The organism is Nocardioides phosphati (assembly GCF_014646375.1).
GTDB classification, from domain to species: Bacteria; Actinomycetota; Actinomycetes; order Propionibacteriales; family Nocardioidaceae; genus Nocardioides; species Nocardioides phosphati.
On record NZ_BMNI01000001.1, the window covers coordinates 779590 to 792522 of the forward strand.

At 71.4% G+C, this 12933-nt stretch carries 14 protein-coding genes; 8 read left to right on the plus strand and 6 right to left on the minus strand.

The features are described from left to right. Window positions 1-9 precede the first annotated feature (9 nt). Both IEX47_RS03975 and IEX47_RS03980 read left to right on the plus strand, forming a co-directional pair. Window positions 10-1239, plus strand: coding sequence for an acyl-CoA dehydrogenase family protein (locus IEX47_RS03975; RefSeq protein WP_188782647.1), 1230 nt, complete (start codon window positions 10-12; stop codon window positions 1237-1239). Further along, window positions 1236-1484 carry a hypothetical protein gene (locus IEX47_RS03980; RefSeq protein ID WP_188782648.1) on the plus strand — a complete coding sequence of 83 codons (249 nt, stop codon included), beginning with the start codon at window positions 1236-1238 and terminating at the stop codon, window positions 1482-1484. The genes IEX47_RS03975 and IEX47_RS03980 overlap by 4 nt, the downstream gene beginning before the upstream one ends. Window positions 1485-1494: 10 nt before the next feature. On the opposite strand, the gene IEX47_RS03985 is transcribed toward IEX47_RS03980, so the two are convergent. Together IEX47_RS03985 and IEX47_RS03990 are read right to left on the minus strand one after the other, a co-directional pair. Then, window positions 1495-3024, minus strand: a complete 1530-nt coding sequence (locus IEX47_RS03985; protein ID WP_188782649.1) for an adenylate/guanylate cyclase domain-containing protein — start codon at window positions 3022-3024, stop codon at window positions 1495-1497. Beyond that, complete coding sequence (locus IEX47_RS03990; protein ID WP_188782650.1) at window positions 3017-3679, minus strand: TetR family transcriptional regulator; 663 nt, start codon at window positions 3677-3679, stop codon at window positions 3017-3019. Before IEX47_RS03990 ends, IEX47_RS03985 begins: the two co-directional genes overlap by 8 nt. A gap of 77 nt (window positions 3680-3756) precedes the next feature. Between IEX47_RS03990 and IEX47_RS03995 the strand changes: the two genes are divergently transcribed. Continuing rightward, a complete protein-coding gene (locus tag IEX47_RS03995) occupies window positions 3757-4923 on the plus strand; it encodes an acyl-CoA dehydrogenase family protein (RefSeq protein ID WP_188782651.1) in 1167 nt (388 codons plus the stop codon). A 15-nt stretch (window positions 4924-4938) separates the two neighbouring features. On the opposite strand, the gene IEX47_RS04000 is transcribed toward IEX47_RS03995, so the two are convergent. The 3 genes from IEX47_RS04000 to IEX47_RS04010 all read right to left on the minus strand — a co-directional run bounded on the left by IEX47_RS04000 (window position 4939) and on the right by IEX47_RS04010 (window position 7633). Continuing rightward, complete coding sequence (locus IEX47_RS04000) at window positions 4939-5874, minus strand: universal stress protein (RefSeq protein ID WP_188782652.1); 936 nt, start codon at window positions 5872-5874, stop codon at window positions 4939-4941. Between the two features lie 128 nt (window positions 5875-6002). Continuing rightward, window positions 6003-6995 (minus strand): NADP-dependent oxidoreductase, encoded by a 993-nt coding sequence (locus IEX47_RS04005; protein WP_188782653.1) that lies wholly within the window; start codon window positions 6993-6995, stop codon window positions 6003-6005. Next, window positions 6992-7633 carry a TetR/AcrR family transcriptional regulator gene (locus tag IEX47_RS04010; protein ID WP_229662604.1) on the minus strand — a complete coding sequence of 214 codons (642 nt, stop codon included), beginning with the start codon at window positions 7631-7633 and terminating at the stop codon, window positions 6992-6994. The genes IEX47_RS04005 and IEX47_RS04010 overlap by 4 nt, the downstream gene beginning before the upstream one ends. Window positions 7634-7693: 60 nt before the next feature. On the opposite strand from IEX47_RS04010, the gene IEX47_RS04015 reads away from it, so the two are divergent. Genes IEX47_RS04015 through IEX47_RS04035 form a run of 5 tightly spaced genes read left to right on the plus strand, consistent with a single transcriptional unit; the run spans window position 7694 to window position 12249 of the window. Continuing rightward, entirely contained in the window at window positions 7694-8941 is a 1248-nt protein-coding gene (locus IEX47_RS04015; protein WP_188782654.1) for an NADH:flavin oxidoreductase/NADH oxidase family protein, read from the plus strand. Then, the gene (locus IEX47_RS04020; protein WP_188782655.1) at window positions 8938-9837 is read left to right on the plus strand and encodes an SDR family NAD(P)-dependent oxidoreductase; all 900 of its coding nucleotides are present in this window, start codon (window positions 8938-8940) and stop codon (window positions 9835-9837) included. The genes IEX47_RS04015 and IEX47_RS04020 overlap by 4 nt, the downstream gene beginning before the upstream one ends. Next, window positions 9834-10676: an alpha/beta fold hydrolase gene (locus IEX47_RS04025; protein ID WP_188782656.1), complete on the plus strand. Its 843-nt coding sequence runs from the start codon at window positions 9834-9836 to the stop codon at window positions 10674-10676. Before IEX47_RS04020 ends, IEX47_RS04025 begins: the two co-directional genes overlap by 4 nt. Then, entirely contained in the window at window positions 10673-11509 is an 837-nt protein-coding gene (locus tag IEX47_RS04030; protein ID WP_188782657.1) for an alpha/beta fold hydrolase, read from the plus strand. The genes IEX47_RS04025 and IEX47_RS04030 overlap by 4 nt, the downstream gene beginning before the upstream one ends. Beyond that, window positions 11506-12249: a hypothetical protein gene (locus IEX47_RS04035; RefSeq protein ID WP_188782658.1), complete on the plus strand. Its 744-nt coding sequence runs from the start codon at window positions 11506-11508 to the stop codon at window positions 12247-12249. Before IEX47_RS04030 ends, IEX47_RS04035 begins: the two co-directional genes overlap by 4 nt. Here the strand turns inward: IEX47_RS04035 and IEX47_RS04040 are convergent. Further along, entirely contained in the window at window positions 12246-12932 is a 687-nt protein-coding gene (locus tag IEX47_RS04040) for a TetR/AcrR family transcriptional regulator (RefSeq protein ID WP_188782659.1), read from the minus strand. The two genes, IEX47_RS04035 and IEX47_RS04040, sit on opposite strands and share 4 nt — an antisense overlap. Window position 12933 lies beyond the last annotated feature (1 nt).

Consider the following 12933-nt stretch of genomic DNA (forward strand, 5'->3'; position numbering starts at 1 on the left):
GGACGCCGGATGGACTTTCACTACGACCTCAAGACCCGGGAGCTGCAGGAGGACCTGCTCGACTTCATGGACGGCCACGTCCACCCGGCGGAGGCCACCTTCCACGAGCAGCTCGCCGCGCTGGAGGACCGCTGGGCCTGGGACTCCGTCCCGGTCCTCGCGGAGCTCCGGGTGGAGGCACGACGCCGTGGCCTGTGGAACGTCTTCCTGCCCGACGAGCACGGCGGCCGCCTGACCAACCTCCAGTACGCCCCGCTCGCCGAGATCACCGGCCGGAGCATCCAGCTCGCTCCCGCCGTCCTGAACTGCGCGGCACCCGACACCGGCAACATGGAGGTGCTGGCGCGGTTTGGCACGGCAGCGCAGAAGGAGCAGTGGCTGGAGCCGCTGTTGAACGGCGAGATCCGGTCGGCGTTCGCGATGACCGAGCCGCAGGTCGCCTCCTCCGACGCCACCAACATCGAGTGCCGGATCGAGCGCGACGGTGACTCCTACGTGCTCAACGGGCGCAAGTGGTGGATCACCGGGGCGATGAACCCCAACGCGAAGGTCTTCATCGTGATGGGCAAGACCGACCCGTCCGCCGACCGGCACCGCCAGCAGTCGATGATCCTCGTGCCCCGCGACGCGGCCGGGGTCGGGATCGAGCGCGGCATGCACGTGCTGGGCTACGACGACCACGACCACGGCGGGCACGCCGAGATGTCGTTCACCGACGTCAGGGTCCCGGCGGCGAACCTGATCGGGGGAGAGGGCGACGGCTTCGCCATCGCGCAGGCGAGGCTCGGGCCGGGCCGCATCCACCACTGCATGCGTTCCATCGGCGTCGCCGAGCGTGCCATCGAGCTGATGTGCCAGCGCGCCGGGGACCGGATCGCGTTCGGCAAGAAGCTGTCGGAGCAGGGCGTCATCCGCGACTGGATCGCCGAGTCGCGCGTGCGGATCGAGCAGCTCCGCCTGCTGGTGCTGAAGACCGCGTGGCTGATGGACACCGTCGGCAACAAGGGTGCCCACTCGGAGATCCAGGCGATCAAGATCGCGACGCCGAAGACGGTCCAGTGGATCCTCGACAAGGCGATCCAGACCCACGGCGCCGGTGGCCTCTCGCAGGACTTCCCCCTCGCCTCGGCGTACGCCGGGATCCGGACGCTGCGGTTCGCCGACGGGCCGGACGAGGTCCACAGCAACGCGCTCGCGAAGACCGAGCTCCGTCGCCACGCCTCCGGCGCCGGGCGGTGACCACGATGCTGGAGCAGTGGCTGGTGACCGCGCCCCAGATGCAGCCGAGGTCCTTCTCGGTCGAACGGCTGCCGTGGGGGCGCCATCACCTGAAGAGGGACGGTGCCGCGGTGACCGCGTGCGGCAGGTTCGCGGTGGGCTGGCACACGTTCTGGGAGCGGCCCCTCGATCCACGGGACCCGGACGCCTGCGAGGCGTGCCTTCGCGTGGCGCTCGCCGTGCACACCGGAGCAGCAGCGGGTTGACGCGGCGGCGTCAGGGCGAGGGCGTGGGCTGCCTCGTCCCGACCGCGAAGAGCTCGAGGGCGCTCGACTTCCCCTTGAGCTCGATGGCGCCGCGGCTCACCAGGTCGTGCTCGCGCCGCAGCCGGTCGCGCGTCGCGCGCGTCAGGAGCACGTCGTCCCCGGTCTGGCGGGTGGCCGCCTCGACGCGGGCGGCGACGTTGACCGCGTCGCCGATGACGCTGAAGTTGAGGCGGCCGGCGCCGCCCAGCGGCCCGGCCACGACAGTGCCGGTGTTGATGCCGCACGCGACCTGCAGGCCGCTCGGGCCGTGGTTGACCGCCTCGACGATCGCGCACGCCGCGGCGACCGCGGCGTCGGCGTGGTCGGTCAGCGGGCGGGGCGTGCCGAAGACGGCGAGGAGTCCGTCGCCGAGGAACTTGTCGACGTGTCCGCCGTGCGCGCTGACGATCGGGACGATCGTGGTGAAGACGTCGTTGAGGGCCGCGATCACCTCGGGGGCGGCGAGCCTCTCGGCCCACGGGGTGAAGCCGCGGACGTCGCAGAACAGGATCGTCGCCTCGACCTCGAACCCCTCGGGCGGGAGGTCGCCGGAGAGGATCAGCGCGGCGACCGCCTCGTCGGCGTACGTGCCGAAGGCGCTGCGGATCTGCTCGCGCTCGGCGAGGCCCTGCGTCATCCGGTTGACGTCGTCGGCGAGCTCGCCGAACTCGTCGCTGCTCAGCACCGCGGCACGCGCCTCGTAGTCGCCGTCGCGCACGGCGGCGAGCTGGTGCTGGAGCCGGCGGATCGGGTCGGTGACGGCATCGGAGAGAAGCACGGTGAGCTCCCGCGAGAGCAGGACGCCGACCGCGAGCGCGGTCACGGTGGTGACCGCGAGGGCGCCCGCGCCGTTGGCCTGGCCGAGGACGCCGACGGTGAGGATCGCGGCGGTCGTGGTGTACGCCGGCACGGAGACGCGAAGCCGCTGCGCGAGCGAGGTGCCGCGCTGGTAGACGGGGACCTCGGGAGCCCGGGCGGCGATCTCCTCGGCCATCGGTCGCGAGAGCAGCTCCGAGGTCGAGTAGGCGACCGCGGTCGCGTAGTAGGCCGGCACGATGGTGGCGACCAGGATCGCCGCGACGCCCGCCCAGTCGACGCTCCATGCCCAGTGCGTGATGGCGAGGATGGGCACGACGGAGATGAGGACCGTGCGGCCGGCCCACCGCCGGTAGATGTCCGCGGTGCCGTTGACCACCAGGCCCCACACCTCGCGCGTCTCCCTGGAGGAGGGGGCGGGGTCACGCCGCCAGGACCGGAACCGCTCGAGACGGGGTCGCACCTGCGCGCTCGCGAGGGTGACCGCGAAGACGGTGAACACTGCCTCCGCCATCACGGCCAGCACCACACTGCCGAGCGGCGGATCGAAGAACGAGGCCACCAGCACGACCGTCGCGCAGGCGACGAGTGCGGAGGCGCCGCTCTGTGCCGTCGCCATGACGATCCAGTACGCCGACCCGGTGCCGCACCGCTCGTAGAGGCTGCGGATCAGCCGGTCACGCATGGGCGGAGTCTCGCGCCAGCGCCCGGCGTACGTCGGCGACGACTCCTTCGACGCTCGGTGCGGAGGAGACGACGACCACCGTCTGGCCGCCCGTCTCGCTGGTGAGCGTGCGGAGGGCGAACGGCATGGCGCGCTCGAAGTCGCGCGGCAGGTCGGTGGTGGCCCCGCGCAGCCACTGGCGCAGGACGTGGTTGTGGGCGGTGATCACCGCGGTGGCGGTGAGCTCGGCGCGCAGGGCGCCGTCGGGCTCACCCTCGAGCCAGTGGGTGATGTGCTGGCTGAAGAGCCGCCGGTAGCGCTCGACGCTGGCGATCTCGCGCTCGCGGAGCGCCGGCACGGAGCTGGTCAGGCGGTAGCGGCGCCGCGCCACCTCGCCCTCGGCGATGTAGTGGTCGAGGACGATCCGGGCGGCCTCCTGGACCGCGACGGCGCGGGTGCCGGGCGTCGCGGTCCCGAGCCGTGCGGCGACCCGGGCGAGGACCTCGTCGTGGTGGGGGAAGAGGACGTCCTCCTTGGTGCCGAACGTCCGGAAGAAGGTGGTGCGCCCGACGCCCGCCTGGGTGGTGATCTGGTCGACCGTCGTCGCGTCGAACCCCTGCGCCTCGAAGAGGTCGAACGCCGCGGTGATCAGCCGCTCGCGTGTGGTGAACGTCATGCCGGGGATGTTACTTCTCGGTATCGAGTACCGCTAGTACGGTACTGAGTACAGCCACGATGTGAAGGAGTCCCGCGATGAGTGCTGGCATGTACGCCCTGTCCGAGGAGCAGCAGGAGATCCGGACCGTCATCCGCGCCATCTGCGACGACAAGATCGCGCCGTACGCCGCGGACGTCGACGAGCAGGCCCGCTACCCGCGCGAGGCCCACGACGCCCTGCTCGCCACCGGCTTCTTCGCGCCCCACGTCCCCGAGGCGTACGGCGGCGCCGGTGCCGACGCGCTCGCCACGGTCATCGTCATCGAGGAGATCGCCCGCGCCGACCTCAGTGCGAGCCTGATCCCGGCGGTCAACAAGCTCGGCTCGCTGCCCGTGCAGATCGGTGGCTCCGAGGAGCTGAAGAAGAAGTACCTCGGCGGGCTCGCCAACGGCGACGGTGGCTTCTCCTACTGCCTCTCCGAGCCCGACGCCGGCTCCGACGCCGCCAACCAGAAGACCCGCGCGGTCCGCGACGGCGACCACTGGATCCTCAACGGGGTGAAGCGCTGGATCACCAACGCGGGGGAGTCGGAGTACTACACGGTGCTCGCGATGACCGACCCCGAGAAGCGGTCGAAGGGCATCTCGGCGTTCGTCGTGGAGAAGTCCGACCCGGGTGTCTCCTTCGGGGCCCCGGAGAAGAAGCTCGGCATCAAGGGCAGTCCGACCCGGGAGGTCTACCTCGACAACGTCCGCATTCCCGGCGACCGGCTGATCGGCGAGGAGGGCCGTGGCTTCGAGTACGCGATGAAGACCCTCGACCACACCCGCATCACCATCGCCGCGCAGGCCGTCGGCATCGCCCAGGGCGCCCTCGACTACGCCCTCGGCTACATCCAGCAGCGCAAGCAGTTCGGCAAGGCGATCGCGGAGTTCCAGGGCGTCGAGTTCATGGTCGCCGACATGGGCATGAAGGTGGAAGCCGCTCGTCAGCTGACGTACGCCGCCGCGGGTCGCTCCGAGCGTGGCGACGCGGACCTGACCTTCTTCGGTGCTGCCGCGAAGTGCTTCGCCTCCGACGTCGCCATGCAGGTGACCACTGACGCCGTGCAGCTGCTCGGCGGCTACGGCTTCACCCGCGACTACCCGGTCGAGCGGATGATGCGCGACGCGAAGATCACCCAGATCTACGAGGGCACCAACCAGGTCCAGCGGATCGTGATGGCGCGCCAGCTGCTCGCGGGTGTGCAGAGCCAGCTCTGACGACGACACCGGTCGTCAGCGCGACGCCGCCTCCGGCGGACCCATCGACGGGACGACGGCGACGGGGAGGGGTGCCTGGCGCAGGACCGTCCGGGCGACCGTCCCGAGACTGACGCCGAACGGGCCATGGCGGTGCCGGCCGAGGACCAGGAGGGACGCACCGGCGGCCTCGCGCAGCAGTTGTCCGGCCGCTGAGCCAGTCGGTTGCGTCGTACGCACACGCACCCCCGGAAAGCGCTCGAGGTAGCCCGCGACCAGCGCGGGCAGGGGCGCGTCCTGCGCGTCGGACACCGGCCCGAAGCAGGTGTCGTACGGCGTGACCTCGCGGCCGCTGCTGACCCGGACCACGACCACGGGGGCACCGGTGTCCTGCGCCTGCGCGAAGCCGTAGTCGAGCTCGGCGCGACCGCTGGTCCCCGGATGCACGGCCACCACGACGGGTGCGTCGGGCCGCGCGGGCCGGGGCGCGTCGTCCGGCACGACGACGACCGGCACCGAGCTGCGCCGGGCTGCGCCGAGGGAGGTCGACCCGAGCAGGAGCCTGCGGGTGGCGCCGAGCCCGCGACGTCCGACGACCAGGACCGCCTCCTCGCGGGCCGCTTCGGTCAGCTCGACGGCGGGGGAGCCGGAGCGCGCTGTCTCGGTGACGGCGAGGTCGGGGTGGTCCTGCGTGGCGCGGGCCCGGCCGGCGTGCAGGGCCTCGAAGCCCTCGCCGAAGCCGGGTGCCCGCGGAGCGGCGGGGCGGCGTACGACCGCGCCCGCCGTGGGGTCGATGACCGCGGTGAGCCGCAGGGGCCGCCCCGTGCGATCCGCGAGCTCGGCGGCGTAGGCGACTGCGGCGTGGTTGGACGCCGACCCGTCCACGCCGACCACGACCGCGGGGACGGGGTCGCCTGGATGGGCCGCAAGGCCTGCGGCGCTGCGGACGTCCGGCGGCTGGATGCTGGTCATGGCCCGCCTTCCTCTGGGGATGACTCGAGTCCACCAGCCGCGGGCGCCCGCGGGGCAGGGCCGCACGTCGGAGGTGGGCGGGACCATGGGCCCCAGCCTGCCGCTCGCCTGCAGGGTCGGGAGCCGGGTCAGCGGGTGACGACGATCTTGCCGCGGGCCTTGCCCTGCTCGACGTACGCCATCGCGTCGAGGGTCTGGTCGAAGGGGAAGGTGCGGTCCAGGACCGGGCGCAGCGTGCCGTCGTCGTACAGGCGGGCAAGCGTGGCGAGCTGCTCGCCGCTGGCCTGCATGAAGAGGAACGAGTAGCGCACGCCGAGCTTCCGCGCCGTGCGGCGGACCTTGCGGCTCAGGACGGCCATGACCGGCTTGAGCAGCGGCTGGCCGAGCTGCGTGGCGAACGAGGGGTCAGGCGGCCCGACCACGCTGATCGCCAGGCCACCGGGCCTGAGGACGGTGAGTGACTTCTCGAGGCTCTCGGGGCCGAGGGAGTCGACGACGACGTCGAAGCCGGAGAGGACCGCGGCGAAGTCCTGCTGCGTGTAGTCGACGACCTCGTCGGCCCCCAGTGCGCGGACCTTCTCGACGTCGCGGCTGCTCGCCGTGGTCGCGACGTGGGCACCGAGGTGCTTCGCGACCTGGATGACCGTGGAGCCGAGGCCGCCGGCGCCGGCGTGGACGAGGACCTTCTGCCCGGGCTGTACGCCGGCCACGTCGACGAGCGCCTGCCACGCTGCGAGCGCGACGAGGGGGACCGCGCCGGCCTCGGCGAACGAGAGCGTGGCGGGCTTGTGTGCGACGTCGGCCGCGTCGATCGCGATGCTCTCGGCGAAGGCGCCGATCCGGAGATCGCGGGGACGTGAGTACACCTCGTCGCCGACGCTGAACTCCGTCACCTGCGACCCGACGGCGGTGACGACACCCGCGAGGTCATGGCCGAGGACGAAGGGCAGCTTGTACTTCAGCAGCTGCTTGAACTCGCCGTTGCGGACCATCTTGTCGAGCGGGTTGATGCTCGCGGCGCGGATGTCGACGAGGACGTCGCGGGGGCCGACGGAGGGCACCGGGACATCGGCCTTCTCGGCTCCGTCCGGTCCGTAGTGGGTGACGACGAAGGCCTTCATTCCTGCTCCTGGTTCGTTGATGAACCGGCGCGTCCGGACGCGCCGATCAAGGTCATGGCGTTGTCGTACGCCGCCGCGAGGATGCGGTCGGAGAGGTCGGGGTCCGTGACGGCGCGTGCGAGCTGGAGGGAGCCGACCAGCAGCGAGAAGAGGCCGATCGCCTGCTCGGTCACCCGGTCGGGGTCGCGTCCGTCCAGGTGACGCGTGATCGCCTGGATCATCGCGAGGGAGCCCGCGGTGTAGGCCTCCCGCACCGGGAGGTCGCAGCGGGCGACCTCGTCGAGGAGGGCTGCGGACGGGCAGCCGCCGGCCGGATCGTCGCGATGGGCGGGGGAGAGATACTCCCGGAGGTAGCCGACGACCGCCTCGAGGTCCGGCAGCGCGTCGACGACCGCCACCTGGTCGGCGAGCTGCTGCGTGACGACGGAGGCGATGAGGTCGTCCTTCGAGGCGAAGTGTCCGTAGAAGGCGCCGTTGGTCAGCCCGGCATCCGCGACGAGGGTCGCGATGCCGGAGCCGTCGAAGCCGTCGGCCTTGAAGCGCCGGCCAGCGGTCTCGATCATCCGGCGGCGGGTCGCTTCCTTGTGCTCGGCGGTGTAGCGGGCCATGACGGGGGTCTCCTTCCAGGGGCTTGCCACGACTTTAACATTATGACCATACTATTACGAACGTACTGCAATGACGAACGGGAGAACCCCATGGCTTCGCTGGCTGATCCGCTCGACCTGCCCTCCGGCGTACGACTCGCCAACCGCATCGCCAAGGCGGCGCTGAGCGAGGCCCTGGGCGACGCGGACAACTCGCCCGACGAGCGCATCGTCACGCTCTACCGTCGCTGGGCGGAGGGCGGCTACGGCCTGCTGATCACCGGCAACATCATGGTCGACCGCGCGCACCTGGGGGAGCGGGGCAACGTCGCCATCGAGGACGACAGGGCCCTCCCGCAGCTGACCGCCTGGGCGAAGGCTGCCCACGACGGCGGCGCCGCGATCTTCGCCCAGCTGAACCACCCGGGCCGGCAGTCGAACCTGATGGACATCGGCCACACGCCGGTCGCGCCGAGCGCCGTGCCGCTCGCCCTTCCGGGTGCTGCGGTCCCGCGTGCGCTCACCGGTGCGGAGATCGAGGAGATCATCGAGCGGTTCGCCACGGCCGCCGAGGTCTGCGAGGACGCCGGCTTCGACGGCGTACAGCTCCATGCCGCGCACGGCTACCTCGTCACCCAGTTCCTGTCACCGCTGACCAACCTGCGCGACGACGAGTGGGGCGGCGACGCGGAGCGCCGGATGCGCTTCCTGCTCGAGGTCGTACGCCGTGTGCGTGCGCGCGTCAGTCCCGGCTTCGCCGTCGCGGTCAAGCTGAACTCGGCCGACTTCCAGCGCGGCGGCTTCACCGAGGACGACTCCCGTGCCGTGGTCGCAGCCCTGGCGCAGGAGGGCGTCGACCTGATCGAGGTCAGCGGCGGCAGCTACGAGGCCCCGGCGATGTCGGGCTCCCAGGCCGCCTCGACCCGGGCCCGGGAGGCGTACTTCCTCGACTATGCCCGCTCGGTGCGGGCAGCGGCCGGCACCGTGCCGCTCGCGGTGACCGGTGGCTTCCGCACACGCTCCGGCATGCAGGACGCCCTCACGGCGGGGGACTGCGACGTCGTGGGCATCGCCCGACCGACCGTGACGACGACGGACGCGGCCCACGTGATCCTCCAGGGCCGCGCGGCATCGCTGGAGACCCACGAGATCGGCGTCGGGATGCGCCGGGTGATCGGCCGCTTCGCGGACCTGAAGATGCTCGACGGGGTGGTCAGCCTGGCGTGGAGCACGGACCAGCTGCATCGCCTGGCGCGCGGTCTGGAACCGGACCTCGAACGGGGCGCACTCCGCACCGTCGTCGCGATGGTGCGGCGCAACGGCAAGGTCTCCTTCAGGCAGCGCCGGGGGCTCAAGTGAGCCGCGCGACCTACGACCTGGCCGGGAAGGTCGTCCTGATCACGGGCGGCAACGGCGGGATCGGGGCGGCGACCGCCCGCGCGCTGCTCGGCCGCGGAGCCCGTGTGGTGATCGCGGACATCGCGCCGACCACCCCCGAGCGGGCGCTCGAGCTCCACCGCACCCACGCAGTCGGCGTCGTCGCCGACGTGCGCGACCGGCCGTCCCTCGAAGCGGCTGTCGCGCACGCCGTCGACCAGTTCGGACGGCTGGATGTCGTCATCGCCAACGCCGGGCTGCTGGCCAAGGCGGCCACGCTGCGCAACACCCCGGCAGCCGACATCGAGGCGACGCTCGCCGTCAACGTCACCGGTGTGGCCAACACGGTTGCGGCGGCCCTCCCGCAGGTGATCGCGAGCAAGGGGCAGGTCGTCCTCATCAGCTCCGTGTTCGCCTTCCTCAACGGCATGGGCACGATCCCGTACGCGATGAGCAAGGCCGCCGTCGAGCAGCTCGGGCGCGGACTTCGCGTGGAGGTCGCCGACCACGGCGTCTCGGTGCTGACTGCGTACTTCTCGCTCGTGCAGACCGACATGATCGCCCGCGGCGTCGACGAGGACCCCGTGGTGATGGAGCTCATGGGCGCACTCCCCAAGCCGATGCTGAAGCGGATCACGCCCGACCACGCAGCGGCCGGACTGGTCGAAGGCATCGAGAGCCGGGCGCCCCGCGTCGTACGGCCCGGCCTGTGGCGGCCGGTCTCGTCGCTGCGCGGCCTGCTCAACCCCACGCTCGACGCCCGCTTCGCGCAGGACCGTCGGATCCTCGACGTCCTGGCCCGCCTCGACGCGCGTCCGTCGCCGGCTCCCGTCCCTCCCACCGCCCCCGCAGCATCGTCCCGAAGGAAGAAGTCATGACCACCTGGAAGAACACCCCGACCAAGAGCGTCGACGTCGACGGCACCCCGTTCGCCTACCGCGAGCTCGGCAAGCCCGGCGGCGTACCCGTGGTGTTCCTGCACCACTTCACCGCCGTGCTCGACGACTGGGACCCGCGCGTCCTCGACGGTGTGGCTGCCCGGCACCACGTGATCGCCTTCGACAACCGCGGCGTCGGCTCGACCGGCGGCAAGGTGCCCCACGACATCGAGCAGATGGGTGCGGACGCGATCGCCTTCATCCGCGCGCTCGGCTACGACCAGGTCGACCTGATCGGCTTCTCGCTCGGTGGCGCGGTCGCCCAGATGGTCGCGCTCCAGGCCCCCGACCTCGTACGCCGCATGGTCCTCGCCGGCACCGGACCGCGCGGCGGCGGTGGCATCTGGAAGATGCCGTTCATCGTGGGCGGTGCCTACACGAAGGCGTTCCTGGCGCGGAAGGACCCGCGCCACTTCCTGTTCTTTCCGCGCAACGCGGAAGGCAAGAAGGCCTCGAACGAGTACTTCGCGCGGCTGGCTGAGCGGACCCAGGACAGGGTCCGCCCGGTGACGAGCCAGGCGCGCAACGCGCAGCTGCGTGCGATCACCAGCGGAGGCCTGCACAAGCCCGACGACCTGTCCGCGATCAAGATCCCCGTGTTCGTGGCGAACGGCGACAACGACCTGATGGTCTCCAGCGACCACTCCGCCGACATGGCGGCCCGACTGCCCGACTCGCGCCTGCGGATCTACCCGAACTCCGGTCACGGCGGGGTGTTCCAGCACTACCGCACGTTCGTGCCCGAGGTGCTGGAGTTCCTGGGCGAGGAGCGGGCGTGATCACCTCGTACCGGGAGGCCCCCTCGCAGACGGTGCGGGGCGGTGACGTCACCTTCGCCTACCGCGAGCTGGGACCGCGGGGCGGCGTACCGGTCGTGCTGTTCGTCCACCTTGCTGCCACCCTCGACAACTGGGACCCCCGCATCGTCGACGCGCTCGCCCGCGACCACCACGTGGTCGCGTTCGACAACCGTGGCGTGGGCGCCTCGAGCGGACGGGTGCCGGACACGATCGAAGCGATGGCCGATGACGCCTACACCTTCATCGCTGCGCTGGGGTTCGAGCAGATCGACATCATGGCGTTCTCGCTGGGAGGCATGGTCGCGCAGGACCTCGTCGTCAAGCACCCCGATCTGGTCCGCCGCCTCATCCTGACCGGCACCGGTCCGCGTGGCGGCGCGGGCATCGACAAGGTGGCCGGGGTGACCTTCGGGGACATCCTGCGCGCCACGCTCACCCGGTCGGACCCGAAGGAGTTCCTCTTCTTCAAGCGCAACGCCGCCGGGAAGAAGGCCGGGAAGGAGTTCATCGCCAGGCTCGACGAACGGACGAACGATCGTGACGCGGAGATCACCCTCACCGCGTTGAGGATCCAGCTGAAGGCGATCAGGAAGTACGGCCGTTCGGCACCGTCAGACCTCTCGGTCATCCAGGTGCCCACGCTGATCGCCAACGGCGATCACGACCGCATGGTCCCGACCGCGCTCTCCGAGGACCTGCACCGCCGCATCGCCGGCTCGGAGCTCGTGATCTACCCGGACTCGGGCCACGGCGGCATCTTCCAGTACCACGAGCAGTTCGCCCGGCTCGCCGTCGAGTTCCTGGCGTCATGAGCGGCCCCGACTTCGTCACGGTGGACGTCTTCGAGCGGCCGCCCGGCGGACGCATCAGGTGGCGTCGTGACCTCAAGCGCGCCATCGGCGGCGGCATCCCGGGCCTCCGCGGTGCGTCGGTCAACTTGGCGAACGACGGCACGCGCTCGCTGGTCCCGCACGTCGTCCCAGGTGGCACCGCGCTGGTGGCGGCCTGGGAGTCGGCGGAGGCGGCCGAGGCGGCGTTCGCAGGCCCGCTCCGCCGGGCGATCGACGGTCCTGGTCGGTTCAGCCTCGACACCGAGCTGGTCCGGGTGAAGGTCGACTCCGAGTCCGAGGTCGACACGTGGCACGGCTGGAGGCCGTCCGCCGAGGGGGCCGCGCCGCTGGCCGACGGGGAGCCGATGGTCGCGATCGTGCACGGGATCCTGCGTCGCGGCCGGCTCCTGGAGTTCGTCCGCAACAACGTCCACGCGGCCAGCCGGGCAGCACATCATCCCGGTCACCGTGGCAGCGTCGACATCTCCTCGCAGCTGCCCTACGAGCACACCTCGATCAGCCTCTGGAAGACCTACGCCCTCGCGCAGGACTTCGCCTACAAGAAGGGCGGCCACGCGAGTGCGATGACGCATGCGCTCAAGCAGAAGACGCACCGGGTCGGCGTCTTCCTCCAGGCCCGCCCGCTCGCGGCCAGCGGCACCCTCGGCCTCGACCAGCCGCCGTACCCGCAGCTGCCGGCCGCCCGCCGCGCCGGGCTCTAGGGGAGCGCGACCCGTGCGAGCGCAGCCTCGTGCGATGCCAGCGCCGACTCGGGATCCGCCCCGAGGCCGATGCAGAGGGTGACTCCCATCGGGAGCAGCACCTGGCGGACCGGGTCGTCGAAGTCGCTGAAGTGGTTGGCCAGCTCGAGTGTGATGTAGCCGTGGACCGAGCTCCACAGCGCGCCGGCTGCAGCGAGGGGGTCGTTGACGACGAGGCCGCCGTTGTCGCCCAACCGCTCCGCCGCCGCGATCACGTGGGCGTATGCCGCGGTGAACGCCGGCGAGTGCCCCGAGCGACGCTCTCCCTTGTCGGTCGACGGCCGGTAGGTCGCGCGGGTCGACAGCCCGAACATGGCGTCGTACAGGTGGGGGTTCGCCCGGGCGTACGCCAAGGTGGTGAGTGCCATCGTGAACAGGTCGGTGACCGGATCACTGCTGGGACCGATCTCGGCGAACGCTGCTCCGATCTGCTCGAAGCCGTGGTCCGAGACGGCGTTCATCAGCTCGGGTACGCCGCCGAAGTAGTTGTAGACGACCATGCTCGACATCCCGGCCTCCGCGGCGACCGTGCGCGCCTTGACGGCGCCCGGTCCCTGGGTGGCGAGCAGGTTGACCGTCGCGGCGATCAGGCGCTCGGAGATCCCGTTGGAGGGAGACTGTGCAGTCGTCGTGTCCTCGGCCATG